Source organism: Microcoleus sp. B3-D7 (assembly GCF_036705305.1).
Lineage (GTDB): Bacteria > Cyanobacteriota > Cyanobacteriia > Cyanobacteriales > Microcoleaceae > Microcoleus.
Genome location: NZ_JAUBUE010000034.1, coordinates 49,785 through 67,199, shown reverse-complemented (window position 1 = coordinate 67,199; position 17,415 = coordinate 49,785). Strand labels below are relative to the sequence as shown.

Sequence of the window (17,415 nt, the reverse complement as noted above, 5' to 3'; positions counted from 1 at the left end):
CTTCACATTTTTTGAAAGTTACCATTTTTTTTAATTTATGTTAGACATCAAGACGAATCCTACCGATCATCGCCTTTCTTGCCTTCAACAGCCAAAGGATATCGCCACATCAGCATTTCCGGTTAACAACGACTTGCTCAACCGAGCGATCGATCCATTCAAGGTTTCTAGTTATAGTGCTGAATCTAGCTTTCCTAATCTCCCAGCATTCAGCACCGACCCACAGACACAAACTGCGAATTTTCTTGTACCTAATGCTAACGCTGGCTTTAGTTACTCTGTGAGCGATGCTCAACTCAAACCGCAGTCACAGTCAGCGAGCCCAAACACAGATCCCCTAATAGGAACGATATCTGCCTATCAGTTGAATTTCGCCGATTCAGATAACTCTCTTTTTACAGCTCGTAATGTTGTTGGCGTTCAGAACGGTAGCATCCGCTTAACTGAGTTCGTGGGGACAGGCGATCCCGATGATTTCTACCGATTCGATATCAACACTAATAGCAATTTTAGCCTGCGTCTCGACGGTTTGACGGCGGATGCTGACGTAGACCTAATTCAAGATATAAACGGCAACGGTGTAGTGGAAGATGGTGAATTAATTGGCTACTCTCTTGAGAGTGACACAATCCCGGATGTGATTAATTTATCCAACCTGCCTCCAGGGACATACTATGTCCGAGTCTCTAGCTTCCTAGGCGACTCTACCAATTACAACCTGACTCTTTCTGCAACACCTGTTCCTGTCTTGCCCGATATTCCTACACCTAACGGTGTTTTTAATGGCAATTACGGCTACGGTTTAGTGAATGCAAATGCAGCAGTTACCCGCACCCTAAACCGCTCAACTCTCTTCTCTGATGTTCCTAATTTGAGCGATAATAATTGGGGGGTAGACACTATAAATGCGCCCGATGTTTGGGAGCAGAACATTACAGGAAATGGGATTGTTGTAGCTGTCATCGATACTGGTGTTGACTACAACCATAGCGACTTGGATAGTAATATTTGGGATAACGCTGATGAAATTGCGGAAAATGGCATCGATGACGATCGCAACGGATTTATTGATGATATTCGGGGTTGGGATTTTGTGTATAATGACAACTACCCAATCGATCTAGATCCCGATGGTCACGGCACTCACGTAGCAGGTTTGATCGCCGCGGAACGAAATGATTTTGGCATCACAGGAGTTGCCTACAATGCCAAGATTATGCCTGTCAGAGTGTTGCCCGTCTTTGGTGGCGGCGAGGTGAATAATGTTGCTGCTGGAATCCGCTATGCTACTGATAATGGAGCAAATGTAATTAACCTCAGCTTGGGAAATGAGTTTTACCCTTCCAAACTGGTGAATGACGCAATTGAGTATGCAAATAACAAAGGCTCTGTTGTGGTGATAGCAGCAGGAAATTTGGGTTTTAGCCAACCAGCTTATCCAGCTCGTAATGCCGATCGCTGGGGAATTGCCGTGGGCAGTATTGATATAAACGGCAGGATGGCTGACACCTCGAACGCTGCGGGTTCCACACCTTTGGATTACCTAGTTGCTCCGGGAGTAGACATCTATTCTACAACTCCCTATGACTACTATGCCACCCTAACTGGCACGTCTTTTGCAACGCCACAGGTAGCGGGTGTAGCGGCTTTAGTTTTGAATGCCAATCCGACTTTAACTCCGGCTCAAGTGGAGCACATTTTGACGACAACAGCTAATCCAAATGGGTTGACTGTATAGCATCTATCGGGTCAATGAGACAGGGGTGTAAACCCCTGTCGTGGGACTACTACAGTTTTGAGAAAATGAATCAGCCCTGCTTAATTCTTAATCTTATTCACATACCCCCACAAACTGTAATCGCGACTCAGCCAACCCCGGAAAAAAGCCATCTGAGTCGGATCTTCTTGCACCCTTTTGTAGCGGTAAATAATTCGTTCGTTAATCATTTGCAGCGCGGTATTTCTGTTATTTGCCCCTTTCAGCGCTTCCTTGGTGCGGGCATCAAAAACTCCAGTTTGCGGCAATCCTAATGCTTGCTGGAGAAAGGTAATTGAGTTATTAATACCGAAATTAACGGCGGTGTCAAACATGACGATCGCCAAAGCCGGCTGCATCGTGCCCGAGAGGCTCGAATCCCAGTAATATTTATAAATTTCTAGGAGCTCTGCTTCCGACATCTGCGTCACATCGAGGGGCGGAAGCCCACGACTGTAGCGGTAGGCGTTGTATTCCGTTTGCAAAACGCCCCGATAAGTTCTGCCGCCCTTATCTGCGGGGTGATTGCTGAATCCACCCTCAAAATATAGGGTGAAATAAAGAGCCGTTTGAAATAATTTCTGCCGAAAGCTGGCTGTCTGCTGCTGCTGTGCGAAAGTCTTTTGGGCAAAGGGTAAGGGGATTGCTAAGGTTAACAAGAGTATCCCCAGCAGGAGGTTTGGTTTCCACTTGATGTTATGTTGGCGCTGTGTCGTTTGCTTGTCGCTCATAAATTCTCTGTGACGATCGCCCGTAATTCCGCTAAAACTGCTACTCTGCAAAATAATATAGATTCAACCTTTAACTTGATAGCACAGATAGGCCGCCAAATGAATTCCGATTTTCCCAACCAATCCGAAACACCCCAATTTGAAGATGCTGCATCGCTGACAGTCGTTGCAGAAACCTATTACTCTCAAGGCAATTTAGCAGCAGCCGTCGCTGCTTGTCGCCGAGCTCTGGAATTGCAACCGGATTGGGCGGCGGCTTACGTGACAATGGGCAATGTGCAGCAAGCAAGCGGCCAAATTGAGGAAGCGATGCGGTTTTATTCTGAGGCGATCGCTCTGAATCCCGATTTTGCTGAGGCTTATGCTAATTTGGGCAGTATGCTGTACAAACAAGGGCATTTGGTGGAGGCTATTGTCAATTACGAAAAGGCGATCGAACTTAAACCTAATTTGGCTGCTGCTTACTGGAATTTGGCAGGGGCACTGAAGCAGCAGGGGCAGCAGGATGCAGCGGTAGCATACGAGCAAAAAGCTCTCGAACTCAATCCCCACCTTGCTCAGGTAGATTTTCACTTAAATTTAGGAGATAAATTAGCGCAGCAAGGGAAGTTAGATGAGGCGGTGGCTGCATGGAAGCAGGCGATCGCTTTTAAACCTGATTTAGCCGAAGCATACTGTCAAATTGGCCGAGTTTTGCGCCACCAGGGTCAATTTAAAGACGCAATACCCAACCTTCAAAAAGCCCTAGAAATTAAACCCGATTTTATTTCTGCCCACCAACATTTGTGCGGCATCCTCAGAGATACTAGCGATTTAGCTGCCGCGCGGCAAGCCGTGCACCAATACAGCCAAATGTGTGCCGAAACCGATCCAATTATGACCGCGATTTACTTCATCAGCACCTATCAAGTGTCGGGATTAAATCAAATTGCGGGCGATCGATTTTTAGAGCTAGAGTCGTACTTGCAGCAAAACTTAGAAACCGCTAGCCCGGTGGAAATTAAATCGCTTTATGCAAACTTGTTATTCAGCACGCCCTATTTGCGAGATGACTTGGCGGCAAACTCAAAACTTTACAGATTAATTTCCCAAAAGTATATCGACCAATGTATTAAACCTAATTTTTCTCAACCCGCAAATTACAGTTTCAAACCAAGTGCCCCATCCAGCAAGTTAAAAATCGGCTTTTTGTCCAATCACTTTAGCCGCCATTCTGTAGGTTGGTGCAGCGCTGACATCATTCGCGAATTGTCCGACATCACACCCAATGTGTATTTGTACGCTTCCGAAAGAATTATTCCTGACGATCGCACTCAGAAATTTGAAAGTTGGGGCAAACTGACTTTTCCGACAACCTACCCGAACGGACTTGCCAATTCCGCAGAAATTATCGACAAAATTCAGCAAGATGAATTGGACGTTTTAGTTGATTTAGATTCTCTCAGCGTACCAGTTCACGCTGACATTCTCTACCAAAAACCCGCACCAGTTTGTGTTTCTTGGCTGGGATTTGACGCCCCTTACATATCGCCGGAAAATTACTTTCTTACAGACTGGCACTCGCACCCAGCCGGGCGGGAAAAATATTATGACGAGCAGCTAATTAGGATGCCTGATTCCTTTGTAGCAGTGTCCGGTTTTCAGAGATATGGAGTCGATCCCGTTGCATTGAGAAGGTCGCACCGGATCGGCTTAGATCAGATAGTTTACCTGTGCGTCGCTCCCGGCAGAAAATTCAATAGCGAGTTGGTAAAAGCACAAATTGCGATTCTCAAACAAGTGCCAAACAGTATTTTAATTCACAAAGCTTTAGGCGATGCTGCGGTGTTTGAGGCTGCATATCACCAAGCTTGCGAAGCTGAGAAAGTGAGCAAGCACCGAATTAAGTTTTTGCCAAGGTTTGCTACTGAGGAAGAACACAGAACTATCTATTTGCTGGCCGATGTTTTGTTAGATTCTTATCCTTACAACGGAGGAACTCACACTTTAGAGGCTTTGTGGTTTAATTTGCCAGTGGTGACTCGCACAGGAGAGCAATTTTTGTCGAGAATGGGTTATTCGTTTTTGCAGACTTTGGGAATTGAAACAGGCGTGGCTTTGTCTTGGTCGGAATATGTGGAAGTGGGTGTAAAATTGGGTAAAGATCGTGAATTGAGAAATGCAATTAAAGCACAGTTGGTGAAATCTAAAGATCCAGCAAATTTGTCGCCCCTGTGGAATGCGAAAAAGTTTGCGGGTGATATGTATGCGGTGTTGGAAAAATTGTGTAAAATCAATTTTGAAAAGTAGGGACACGGCAATGCCGTGTCCCTACAATTAATCGGGCGATGGTTACATTTTTCATCAAGGAAGATAGATTATTTTGGGGTAGGGAAACGGCAATGCCGTTTCCTCGGTTGCCTATCGTTCCGATGCCAAGGTCAACGATATCATTCCTCATCTCAAATCTCAAATTTAAAATGGTATGACTTCAACACTGCCAACTATTAAGTTTTTGAAACAGCCGACTTCGGAAGCTTGGGTGCAACAGGCGATCGCCCATTTGGATACCATCTTATTAGACCATTCTCACTGCGAACGGAAAGCAGCGGGAGTAGCGTTAAATTTAATGTTTCGCTACCCAGCAAGGGAAAAATTGGTGAGGATGCTAACGGCGATCGCCCGCGAAGAATTAGAGCATTTCGAGCAAGTCAACCAGCGGTTAGAAAAGCGCAGCATTGCTTTAGGCCCTTTGGCTGCACCTCCCTACGGTGCTGGTTTGTCCGCCCAAATTCGCAAGCAGGAACCCGAAAGACTTTTGGATTCTTTGTTGGTTTCTGGTTTGATAGAAGCGCGCAGTCACGAACGGTTGGGGCTGCTGGGCGATCGCTGTCCCGAGGCGGAATTAGCTAAGTTTTACCGCAGTTTGATGGCTTCGGAAGCGCGCCATTACGGTGTATATTGGATTTTGGCAACAACTTATTTCGATCGGGATATTGTGATGCAGAGGTTGGAGGAATTATCATTAGTAGAGAGCGAGTTGCTGGCAAGTCTTCATCCCGAACCGAGAATTCACAGTTAAAATCTAGGTGGATTTAAAGACTGTAAAATACAAAAAACAACTAATTTTACAGTTGCTCAAGTCAAAAAATAAATATACGTTGCAACAACCCATGAAAACCCAACATCTGGATTTTTTAATTCGTTCCTGGGAAACGCGCGATCGCGCTGAGGCGTTCTATTTAATTAGGGATGTTTTAGCAGAGTACGGTTTAAAATGCGAACCTCACGGGGCCGATCGAGATGTCTATGATGTAGAACTACATTATCATAATCAAGGCGGCGAATTTTGGGTAGTTGAACGCCAGGGTAAAATAGTGGGTACGGCGGCTTACTATCCGATTGAGCGCGGAAATAATGCTGTGGAAATTCGCAAAATGTATATTTTGCCCGCAGCAAGAGGACAAGGTTTGGGGAAATTTTTACTGCAAGAATTGGAAAGTAAAATTATTGCTCGCGGCTTTGAGGAAATCTGGATAGAAACTGCCAGCATTCTCAAAGAAGCTGTGAAAATGTACGAAAATAGTGGATATCTACCGACAACTGGTGTGGAGACGCCAAGGTGCGATCGGGTTTACGTAAAATCTCTAGGTATAAAAAAGCTATAATAAAGTTTGGTTTTTGTAAACAATGATTAATTTACCCAGCTTCAATCCACAACAGCAAATAGTTGTTTGGCGAGGCATTTCTGCCTTAATTTTCTGCCTTACTTTTGTACTGATTGGTTATTTTTTGATAGCGCTGCCCCTACCCCTATTAAATACCCCAGAGTCGCGCCTAATTTTCAGCCTTCGCTGCCAAATTTTTCCGGTACTGATGTTATTTGCAGGCATAGTTGCAGTTGGTAATGGTAGATTTAGCAGCCCAGCCATCAACCCTTTAGCGAATGCCGAATCAGAAGCAATGCGGATTCATTTGCGTTATCTGAGCAACACTCTAGAGCAATTTGTGCTGTTTTTTGTAGGCAGTTTAATCCTTTCTACCTTTTTAGATACTTACAGCATCAAGCTGATTCCAATTTTGGCAACTTTGTTTGTTTTGGGAAGAATATCGTTTTGGATAGGCTATCTCAAAGAGCCGATAGAACGAGCTTTTGGCCTGGGAGTTACTCTGTATCCTACTATTGCCGTACTAATTTATGATGCCTACCGCGTACTATTTTTCAATAGCTGAGGGATTTGAGATTTTTTAGAAATAAGACTTATGCTTTGATTAGTCCTGTGAAACCCTAAAACTATGAGAAAAACAAATGACTATCCGCACAGAAAACTCTCAATCTCAAAATCATGCTACCAACAAATTGCTAGACGGCCCTAAAGACGCTAGAGTTGTTCAGACAGTGCAGGGACTTTTAAATCCTCTGTATTATTTAGATAATAATTATCAACGCTATGGCGACATTTTTACCAGCAAATTCAGCAACTTTCCGCCCCAAGTAATTATTAGCAATCCTCAAGCTATTCAAGAAATTTTTACATCCGATTCCCAACTATTTAAATCCGGTACAGTAAATCAGATAGGGCTACCTTTAGTAGGATCGAATTCGTTATTTTTATTAGATGGCGCTCGACATTTGCAGCAGCGCAAACTTTTAATGCCACCTTTTCACGGTGAACGCATGAAAGCTTACGGACAAATCATCCGCGATACAACCGAAAAAGTAATTAATAATTGGACTCCTGGTAACTCGATTATCGCGCAATCAACTATGCAGGAAATTTCCTTGGAAGTAATTCTGCACACGATTTTCGGGCTGAGCGAAGGAGAACGCTACCAGCAAATTCAGCAATTAATTACTAATATGTTCAGCCTGTTTAGCAATCCATTAAGCGCTACCTTTTTGTTTGTCAAGTCGTTGCAAAAAGATTTAGGTGCTTGGAGTCCGTGGGGAGGATTTATTCGACAAAGACAGCGTTTAGATGAACTGCTTTATCAAGAAATCCGCGATCGCAAAACTCAGTCTGAACCATTGGGCGAAGACATACTGAGCTTGTTAATTTCAGCTCGTGACGAAGCGGGACAGCCGATGAGCGACGTTGAATTGCGGGATGAATTAATGACAATCTTATTCGCAGGACACGAAACTACAGCCACAGCTTTAGCCTGGGCTTTGTATTGGATTCACTACATCCCAGAAGTCCGTGAAAAACTGCTGCAAGAACTCAATTCTATTGATGTCGAAAATTGCGAGCCGGCGGAAATAACCAAACTCCCATATTTGAATGCTGTATGTTGCGAAACGCTGCGGATTTATCCGATGCTATTTTTTGCATTTCCGCGCCTTCTGCAAGCTCCGATGCAGTTAATGGGTTATAAGATTCCCCAAGGAATGATACTTTCCACCTGCATTTATTTGGTCCACCATCGACCGGATATTTACCCGGAACCAAAATGTTTTAAACCAGAACGTTTTCTAGAAAGGCAATTTTCGCCTTACGAATATTTGCCGTTTGGGGGAGGAAACCGCCGCTGTATTGGCACGGCATTTGCAATGTTTGAAATGAAGTTAGTAGTGGCGAAAGTGCTGTCACGATACTCTTTAGAACTTGCAGAAAATCGTGCGGTTTTGCCCGTACACCGCAGTTTTACAATGGCACCGGCTGGTGGTGTGCGTCTGGTGGTAAAGGGTAGGATTTGAATCCTATCAAATTCGGTCGATCGAGCACAGATGATATGATACCGATACAACGGGTTTTAATTTATATTTTGCCGCAGAGGAATCTCGATCGCAAATTCGGAACCTTCTCCCAATACAGAATTGCAAGAAAGCTTGCCACCGTGTTTTTCTACTATAATAGAGTGCGAAATCGCCAATCCTAAGCCAGTTCCTTTGCCAATGGGTTTAGTAGTAAAAAACGGGTCAAACAAGCGCTTTTGCACATCTTCGCTCATCCCAGGGCCACTGTCAGCTATCCATATGGCAACACTGTTATTGTCTGTTACTTGGGTGCGAATCGTAATTGCGAGATTTTTGGCGGTGCGATCGGATTTCTTCATCTCCATTTCTAATGCGTCTAGCGCATTGGTCAACAAATTCATAAATACTTGATTTAACTGACCGGGATAACATTCAACTAAAGGCAAATTACCGTATTCTTTAATCACATTAATTGTCGGGTGATCGGCTTTATGTTTCAGACGGTTTTGCAAAATTAGCAGCGTGCTTTCAATGCCTTCGTGAATGTCAACTTGTTTTTTTTCGGCTTCGTCAAGTCTTGAAAAAGTTCGCAGGCTCAAAACTATGTCGCGGATGCGATCGGCTCCAACTTTCATAGATGCTAAAATTTTCGGTAAATCTTCAATAAGATAATCAATTTCAAAGTCTTCCCTTGCATCTACAATTCTTGCGCTAGGCTGCGGGTATTCCTTCTGGTAAAGTCGTAGCATTTTTAGCAAGTTTTGAGTGTATTCGCTGGTGTAGCTGAGATTGCCATAGATAAAATTAACCGGGTTGTTAATTTCGTGGGCGACACCTGCTACTAACTGTCCCAAACTAGACATTTTTTCACTTTGAATTAATTGAGTTTGGGTACGTTGGAGTTCGCGCAAAGTTTCTTCTAGCTGTTGAGTTTGAGCTTGAGCTAGTCGGACCGCTTTGCGGGTTTGGGTGTAGAGTTCGGCGTGGTCGATCGCGATCGCAATTTGAGCGACCACCGCTTGCATCAGTTCGACTTCAGAGTCGCTCCACTCTCGCACGGACATAGCCTGATAGCAGGTAATCACCCCAATATCGCCGGCAGCAGTATGAATTGGCAGCGACAGCACTGAGTTAAATTTTGAAGCCTGGAAAAGTTGGCGCAATTCCACATCTTCAAAAGTGCTGACATCATCAATTCGCAGAATTTCTCGCCGCAAAATCTGTCGCACAGCAAAACAAGATTTGTCGTCTATAAGATAAGTGCCGAGAATACTCGGCAAATCTGCATTCTTGGCTTCAAAAGTTACGTCCCAAACCGGAGGATTGTTGTTGGGACGATACCAAGTGAAAATGCACCAATCTAGGTACATCAGATTGCGAATTTCTTGAACTGCGGTTGCTAAAATTGTGTCTAAATCTAAAGAAGTGCGGATTTGGTTGGCAATTTGATTGAGCAGTTGTTCTCGCTGAGCTTGCTGTCTGAGGGCTTGTTCCGATCGCACTAAAGTTTCTTCTGCAAGTTTGCGATCCGTTAAATCTTGGAGGACTGCTTGGATAATTTTTTGATTTCCCACTTCGATGATTGTCAGCACGACTTCTGCGGGAAAATCAGTACCGTCTAAACGCCGGTGAACCCAATCAAAGCGGTGGTTTCCCCGCTCAAAAGCGAGATCCATCATTTCGTTAACCAAGCTCAAAGAATCTCTGCCGTTGGGTTGGAAAGGAGGCGAGAGTTTGCCAGGGTTTTGGCCGTACAACTGTTGCGCGGTGGTGCAGCCGAATAGTTTTAGGGTGGCTGTGTTGGCATCGGTAATGGCATTGTCACATAACATAAAAACAGGCAAACTGGTTAATTCGTAGAGCGATCGAAATTTGGCTTCCGACTGCTGCAATGCGGCTTCTGTTTGCTTGCGATCGGTAATGTCGGCAACCATTGCCAAAGCGCCCACATAGTGTCCCTGTTTGTCTGCCAATGAATTAGTAGAAACCATCGCCCATAAGTCGCTGCCGTCTCGGCGACGGAACTTAAAATCGAGCTGTTCCCGAATTCCTTCACGGCGGCGTTCGAGACTGACTTGTGCGAGCGCGATGCCTTCTGCATCCATGAAAGCAAATAGGGGCTGTCCGATCATTTCCTCTGGAGTGCAGCCCAGCATATCGGCCATTTTTTGGTTGACAAAAGTAGTTTTACCATCTGTATCTATCATCCAAATTCCTTCGTCTGCTGTCTCGACAATGCACCTGTATTTTTCCTCGCTTTCTCTGAGCGCTTCTTCTGCTAATTGGCGAGCCGTAATGTTTTGAGTCATTAGCAATCCGCCGATAATTTCTTGCCGTTCATTTCTGACTGGCAAAGCATAACCGAGGTAAACGCGATCGCTGTAAAAAATTTCTGTAACAACTGTTTCTCCTGCCAGTGCCGCCCGATAAGTTGGCTCCAGCTCAGCGCAAACATCTGGCTTGAATACTTCCCAGATTGTCTTGCCTTCCATCAATTCTTTGGCAAGCCCCACTGCTGCTAATTCTGTACCTTCTACCAGCGTGTAGCGCAGTTCTGGATCGAACAACATCACCGCACCGTTAGGAAAGTTGCTTGCCATAGTGCGGTAAAGCTGTTCGCTTTTTTGCAGCGCAGCCTCTGCTTGTTTGCGATCGCTAATGTCAACTACAACTGCACCGAGGCCGAGAGCCTCGCCATCTTTGTCTAGCAGGGGAAAATAAGAGCCTGTCAGGTGCCGGACAAACCCAGGCTTTCTGGGATTGTCACCACTCATCTCGATATTAATTAAGGGTTGTTTCGTCCTCAAAATTTCTTCGTACAAAGGCTCTACAATTGGAGCGATATTTGGCAATATTTCGCGGACATTTTTGCCGATGTGCGCTGCTGGACTCAGGCAATTTATTTCTGCTAAAAAATGATTAATTTGCACGTACCGCAATTGGGAATCCCAAATGCAAATTCCTGCAGGTGCCTCCTTCAAAAAGGTATCAAATAGTGCTTGTCTCTGTGCTAATTCTTGTTCTAAAGCTTTGCAAATGCTGAGATCTGTTAAAGAGCCAATCATCCCCACAACTTCTCCCGCTTGGTCTTTCAATAGCGACAGCATCAGGTGCGAGGAAAATTTTTCTCCAGATTTATGGCGTGTGATAACTTCTATTTCATGCTCGCCTTTTTTTTGTAGCGGTTTGATGATTTTCTCTAACAAAAACTCGTGCTGTTCAGGCGGGTAAAGTAGAGAAATGTGCTGTCCGATAGCCTCAGTTTTTTCATAGCCGTATAACTTTTGGCAGGCTTGATTCCAAATGGTGATCGAGCCGTCCATATCTGTAGAAATCACCGCTTCGTGAATTTGGTCGATAATTTGAATTTGGAGACGCAATTTTTCTTGAGTCTGTTCCAGTTCGGCGATTTTTTCTTCGAGTAGTTTCTGAGTTTTTTCCAGTTCCGCAGTCTGCTTTGTCAGCAATTTTTCCAGATGGGAATTGCCCTGCGGGGGCGCTGATTCCAGGGGAGCGCTATTTTGATCCCGATTATTAAAGATTTCTTCAACACTTAGCCAAATCGCGCACTGTCCCTCTGTTTCAATTGCCCGCTCGGAAACTCGCACGGGTACGAGGTGGTTGTTTTTATGTTTGTATGCTGCTTCGCACAGGTGCGTGTGGCTATTTTTTGCTTGACATTCTAGATATTTTTCTGGGCGGGCGCACTGTGTTTGCTGAATTTCCCAGTAGTTGAGGTGAAGAGTTTCTGCAACTGTGCGGCCGATAATACTTGCAAAAGCTGGATTTACGTCGAGAAAAGTCCCGTCCGTCCGGCACAATGCCAGCCCGATAGGGCTGAGTTCTAACAATTGGCAACGGGAGCGATTGCGCTTAGCTTTTCCTAACTGGCTTTGCATCTGACCTAGCTGGACTTGGTTTATTTAATTATATCTTTTTATCTTGTTTATTTCTGTGAGTTTTATCCTTAATTAAGAAAGAGGGAACAAGGAAGTTCGGCAACGAGCCGTCTACGGAATTTAACAAATGTAACGGATGGATGCTGAGGTTGGAGGGAAGAAGGAAGAGGTTGGAGGTTAGAGGTTCGAGACAAGTTCGGCAACGATCCCTGTACGGGATTTAACGGATGGATGTTGAGGAAAAAGACAAGATGGGGAAACAAAAATGAGTAATAATCAACGGGGAGGAGGAAAGAGGGAATGAGAAGAAACCAGAAAAATCACAACAGAAGAAGTACAAAACTGGTACGAAGACCATTAATTTATACATGATATCTTCCCTCCAACGTTCTTCCTTCTTCCTTCTTTTTTCCTTCCTTCCTTCTTGCTGACATCCGTTACATCCGTTACATCCCGTACATTGCTCGTTGCCGAACTTCCTTCTTCCTTCTATTAATCGCGGGCAATACCTTCGGATCTGGCAGCCAACTGCACTGCACCGGCGACAGCAATGGCAACTCTTTCGTCAAAAACAGATGGTATAATGTGTTCTTTGTCAAGCTGGGAAGGGCTGACTAAAGAGGCGATCGCATAAGCTGCTTCCAAATACATACTGGGCGTAATCGTGGTTGCTTTGCAGTCTAAAGCACCTCGAAATATCCCCGGAAATGCCAAAACATTGTTAATTTGATTCGGGTAGTCGCTGCGTCCGGTTGCTATGATCACCCCATCCTCCACAATTAATTCTGGCTGAATTTCAGGAATGGGATTTGCCATTGCAAAAACAATGGGATTCTCGGCCATCGAACGCACCATCGACCGGGTAAGCACGCCGGGGGCGCTGACGCCTAAAAATACATCCGCACCGGCGATCGCATCTTCCAAAGTACCGCTCGAAGGCACAGCAAATTCTAGTTTTTCTGGGTTCATATCCGTGCGGTCTTGGGAGAGGACGCCTTTGGAGTCGCACATGATGATGTTTTCCGCACCTGCTTTACGCAGCAACCGGGCGATCGCGACTCCGGCCGCACCGGCTCCGTTAATCACGATACACACTTCTTCTATGGATTTTTTCACAAGTTTCAAGGCATTAATTAATGCTGCCAAACTAACAATCGCAGTGCCGTGCTGGTCGTCGTGAAAAATGGGAATATCTAAGGTTTCCCGCAATCTGGCTTCGATTTCAAAGCAGCGGGGAGAAGAAATATCTTCGAGGTTAACGCCGCCAAAAACCGGGGCGATATTCTGCACTGTGCGAATAATTTCCTCGGTATCTTGGGTATTCAAACAGATAGGAAAGGCGTCAATACCTGCAAATTCTTTAAATAGCATGGCTTTGCCTTCCATGACTGGCAGTGCGGCGGCAGGGCCGAGGTTTCCCAGTCCCAAAACTGCGCTACCGTCGGTAACAATGGCAACAGTATTTTGTTTGATTGTGAGGTTATAAACTTGTTGCGGGTCATTAGCGATCGCAGTGCAGATGCGGCCGACTCCTGGAGTGTATGCCATTGCCAAATCTGACTGGCGTTTGAGGGAAATTTTGCTAACTACGCTGATTTTTCCGCCACGGTGCAAGTTGAAAGTGCGATCGTACACGTCGATCACTCTGATATCTGGCAGCGCTTTCACTGCTTGCACTATTTCTTCATTGTGCTCGATGCTGTAAGCATCGACGGTGATATCGCGAACTGTAGTGGCGCGGGTTTGCTCGATCAAGTCGATTTGGCCGAAGTTGCCGCCAACAGATGCGATCGCGCTGGTGACTCTTGCCAGCATTCCCGGCCGGTTCGGCAGAGCAACCCGAATTGTTAAACTAAAGCTGGGATTTGGTGTCAGTTTTACCATGATGCCTTGATTTCAGATTTGAGAATTTCAATCTTAGATTTTATCGCCAATGTTAGGCATAAAATTTAATAATTCAAATTTTCAACTGAAATTTTTAACAAATTCTATGAGCCTGTGGTACGATCGCTCTGCACTGCCAAGGGTGTCGCTGGAAAACTCATCTTTTTTTGAGTAAAGCTTTGCTCTGTTTCTAGCTGGTGACTCTCCCACAAACAGCCTATTTTCTGTCTATTTCCCAGCGAACCGCGAATATAAAGCGCGGGGGTAGAAACCGAGTTTCTGAGGTCAACGTGCGAAAGTCTTATCTATTTTTGAGAATATTTCTGCTTATTCTGAACATCAGCAGATATTTCGCAAAAATCTATTGTTTAGCGATACCGCCTAATTCCTGCTGCTGTCTTTTGAAGCGAGACACCCAGGAGACTTGATGCGGCTTTTTGGTGGCCTTTATTGGGAATGTAAAAAGTAGATGCACGGCTGTTTCAGCCGGCAGGTAAAAATATGATCGACTGACAAGCGGGCTTTTGATATATATTTTGCCTGCTTGTTTAACACTTGCCAAGGATTGCGAGTGCAACCTTGCAAACGCTCTAATTACCTGCACGCTTTGCCCGATAATTCCAGGGACTGTAACTAACAGACAATCTACCCCGCACCACCACAGGCACAGGTTCAGCCGAACCGTGTTGAGTTGCTGGTTGCTAACTGTCAATTTTACCGATCGGCTGCAGCATCGGCCCATATAATTGTAAAGAATTTGCAAGCCAGACAATCCGGGGGAACTTTTTCTAAGTCTTGCATATCTACCGGTTGCTCTGCTTCGCTGCCGGGGGGAACTATGCACAGGGCAACTTGTCCGACTCCAGCCATCAGTTCGGCAACTCGCTCCAAAATACTGTCCATTTTTTCCATTAGTTGCTCTGCTGCATCCAGACTCGGCGCGATGATGAAAAAGGTTTTGACTCCATCGGGACAAGGGGCGAAGCCGAGGGTAGACTCTCGCAATAGTGCTTGGGTGGAGAGACTGAAACCGTCGTAGAAGCGAGCGATTACTGCTTGATAAAAGGCTTGGGTCAGAGAGCGATCGCCAAAAATAGGTTGAGATAACATAACTACTTCCTTTCGTAGGATTTTTGGGTGCATTGAAAAAATTTTAACATACCTTAATGTAAGCGATTTAACTAAATGATCTAGCGATCGAGATCATGGACTTGATGTGACATTTTTAAATTTGTGTAGCGATCGCAACTGTGATAAAATGTACTGTGTGTTAGCGCTGCCAGTGATTTTGATCCGCTCAGCAGCTCAAAGCTAAGTACAAAATTTCTTAGTAGGTGGGGAGAGGGCCAGAGGGCCAGAGGGAGAGGGTTCGATGGGGAAATTACCTAAGTAGTAAGAGTATTATTGGCAAAAAGTGCTTAATCTAGAGTTTAAAATAAACATCCAATCAAAATATTAAACATGAACTCGATCGCCCAACAGTTAAAAGCAAAATTTGAAAAAGCATTCACCGCTGCATTCGGCGACAGTTATGCAGGTGCAGATCCGATGCTAGCCGCCGCCAGCAATCCGAACTTTGGGGACTTTCAGTGCAACGCGGCGATGAGTTTGGGGAAAAAGTTAGGAAAGCCGCCGCGGGCGATCGCCTCAACAATTATCGAACACCTAGATATTACTGACATCTGCGAAACCCCAGAAATCGCAGGGCCCGGTTTTATCAATTTGAAGCTGAAACCGGCTTATTTGGAAGCGCAAATTAGTGCGATCGCCGGCGACTCGCGTTTGGGGATTGAACCGGCGAAAACGCCTCAGACAATCGCGATCGACTTTTCGAGTCCGAACATAGCCAAAGAAATGCACGTCGGACACTTGCGATCGACAATCATCGGAGATGCGATCGCCCGCATCCTCGAATTTCAAGGCCACGACGTACTCCGAATCAACCACATCGGGGACTGGGGCACCCAATTCGGAATGCTGATCGCATACTTGCGCGAAGTTCACCCCGAAGCCCTCACAACCGCTGACGCCTTAGACTTAGGCGATTTAGTTGCATTTTACCGCCAAGCAAAACAGCGCTTTGACACAGACGAAACCTTCAAAGAAACTGCCCGCCAAGAAGTAGTAAAACTGCAAGCAGGCGCCGAAGACACCCGCCGCGCTTGGAAATTGCTGTGCGATCAATCGCGCCGCGAATTCCAAGTAATCTACGACTTGCTCGATATCAAATTAACCGAACGCGGCGAATCGTTTTACAATCCATTATTGCCCGCAGTAGTCGAAGATTTAACCAACTTAGGTTTGTTAGTAGAAAGTGACGGCGCGAAATGCGTTTTTGTAGAGGGTTTTACCAACAAAGAAGGCGAACCACTCCCGTTAATCGTGCAGAAAACCGACGGCGGCTACAACTACGCCACAACAGATTTAGCAGCAGTGCGCTACCGCATCCACAAAGACAATGCAAAGCGCTTAATTTACGTCACCGATTCGGGACAAGCAAACCATTTTGCCCAAGTATTTGCAGTTGCGAGAAAAGCAGGTTGGATTCCTGAAGATGTCGAAATTGTCCACATTCCCTTCGGTTTGGTATTGGGAGAAGACGGCAAAAAACTCAAAACTCGTTCTGGGGAAACGGTGCGGTTGCAGGATTTGTTAGATGAGGCGATCGTCCGCACGCGCCAAGATCTGGAAGAGAGATTAAAAGCCGAGGAAAGACAGGAAACTGAGGAATTCATTGCTAACGTATCTCGAACAATTGGTTTGAGTGCCGTTAAGTATGCAGATTTAAGTCAAAATCGCGCCAGCAACTATGTATTTAGTTACGACAAAATGCTCGCTTTGCAAGGAAATACCGCTCCTTATATGCTGTATGCTTACGTGCGCGTGCAGGGAATTCGCCGCAAAGGTGAGATTAATTTTGATAACTTAGATGCTGGTGCGAAAGTGATTTTGCAGTCTGATGCCGAGTTGGTATTGGCAAAGCATTTATTGCAGTTGAATGAAGTTGTGAATGCTGTGGGCGGTGACTTGTTGCCGAATCGAATTTGTCAGTATTTGTTTGAATTGAGTCAAAAGTTCAATCAATTTTTTGAGCAATGTCCGGTTTTGAAAGCTGAGGAACCGTTGCGGACTTCGCGGTTGATTTTGTGCGATTTGACGGCGAGGACTTTGAAGTTGGGTTTGGAGTTGTTGGGGATTAAGGTATTGGAAAGAATGTGATATAAAGTTTGTAGCTGTAGCGTGCGTGAGAGCAATAAATATTTGAATCTAGATGATGAGATTGTTTGCACTCACGCACCTCCCAAAGTCTTGAACAATACCCATGCAACCGGAAATAAGATAATTTTAACCGCTGATAAACGCTGATAGACGCTGATGAAAGAGGATTATTCTGCATCAATTCCTTGCCACAGTTCAGAAAGCGGTACAGTCTCTCCTGTCCTGGCTTCGTGCCATCCTTTCCTCTAC

Annotated in this window: 11 protein-coding genes; 7 read left to right on the top strand and 4 right to left on the bottom strand. The window is 45.2% G+C overall.

Going from position 1 to position 17,415, the window contains the following annotated elements:
• Positions 1-37 precede the first annotated feature (37 nt).
• The gene (locus QUB25_RS20980; protein ID WP_333185659.1) at positions 38-1,738 is read left to right on the top strand and encodes a S8 family serine peptidase; all 1,701 of its coding nucleotides are present in this window, start codon (positions 38-40) and stop codon (positions 1,736-1,738) included.
• 80 nt (positions 1,739-1,818) lie between these two features.
• Here the strand turns inward: QUB25_RS20980 and QUB25_RS20975 are convergent, their stop codons facing one another.
• The gene (locus QUB25_RS20975) at positions 1,819-2,487 is read right to left on the bottom strand and encodes a glycosyl hydrolase 108 family protein (protein WP_333042135.1); all 669 of its coding nucleotides are present in this window, start codon (positions 2,485-2,487) and stop codon (positions 1,819-1,821) included.
• 99 nt (positions 2,488-2,586) lie between these two features.
• Between QUB25_RS20975 and QUB25_RS20970 the strand changes: the two genes are divergently transcribed.
• From QUB25_RS20970 to QUB25_RS20950, 5 genes are all read left to right on the top strand, one after another.
• A complete protein-coding gene (locus QUB25_RS20970; protein WP_333185657.1) occupies positions 2,587-4,776 on the top strand; it encodes a tetratricopeptide repeat protein in 2,190 nt (729 codons plus the stop codon).
• 175 nt (positions 4,777-4,951) lie between these two features.
• Complete coding sequence (locus QUB25_RS20965; protein ID WP_333185655.1) at positions 4,952-5,548, top strand: tRNA isopentenyl-2-thiomethyl-A-37 hydroxylase MiaE; 597 nt, start codon at positions 4,952-4,954, stop codon at positions 5,546-5,548.
• A 91-nt stretch (positions 5,549-5,639) separates the two neighbouring features.
• Positions 5,640-6,134 (top strand): GNAT family N-acetyltransferase, encoded by a 495-nt coding sequence (locus tag QUB25_RS20960; protein ID WP_333185653.1) that lies wholly within the window; start codon positions 5,640-5,642, stop codon positions 6,132-6,134.
• A 22-nt stretch (positions 6,135-6,156) separates the two neighbouring features.
• Positions 6,157-6,699: an MAPEG family protein gene (locus QUB25_RS20955; protein WP_333185652.1), complete on the top strand. Its 543-nt coding sequence runs from the start codon at positions 6,157-6,159 to the stop codon at positions 6,697-6,699.
• A 76-nt stretch (positions 6,700-6,775) separates the two neighbouring features.
• On the top strand, positions 6,776-8,164 hold the full coding sequence (locus QUB25_RS20950) for a cytochrome P450 (RefSeq protein ID WP_333060473.1): 1,389 nt from the start codon (positions 6,776-6,778) through the stop codon (positions 8,162-8,164).
• Positions 8,165-8,220: 56 nt separating this feature from the next.
• Here QUB25_RS20950 and QUB25_RS20945 read toward each other — a convergent pair whose 3' ends face one another.
• From QUB25_RS20945 to QUB25_RS20935, 3 genes are all read right to left on the bottom strand, one after another.
• Positions 8,221-12,063: a PAS domain S-box protein gene (locus QUB25_RS20945; RefSeq protein ID WP_333185651.1), complete on the bottom strand. Its 3,843-nt coding sequence runs from the start codon at positions 12,061-12,063 to the stop codon at positions 8,221-8,223.
• Positions 12,064-12,555: 492 nt separating this feature from the next.
• Complete coding sequence (locus QUB25_RS20940; protein ID WP_333185650.1) at positions 12,556-13,947, bottom strand: malic enzyme-like NAD(P)-binding protein; 1,392 nt, start codon at positions 13,945-13,947, stop codon at positions 12,556-12,558.
• Positions 13,948-14,661: 714 nt separating this feature from the next.
• Positions 14,662-15,057 carry a hypothetical protein gene (locus QUB25_RS20935; RefSeq protein WP_333185648.1) on the bottom strand — a complete coding sequence of 132 codons (396 nt, stop codon included), beginning with the start codon at positions 15,055-15,057 and terminating at the stop codon, positions 14,662-14,664.
• A 351-nt stretch (positions 15,058-15,408) separates the two neighbouring features.
• Here QUB25_RS20935 and argS point away from each other — a divergent pair, with 351 nt between their 5' ends.
• On the top strand, positions 15,409-17,166 hold the full coding sequence (gene argS, locus QUB25_RS20930; RefSeq protein WP_333185647.1) for an arginine--tRNA ligase: 1,758 nt from the start codon (positions 15,409-15,411) through the stop codon (positions 17,164-17,166).
• The last annotated feature ends 249 nt before the right edge of the window (positions 17,167-17,415 follow it).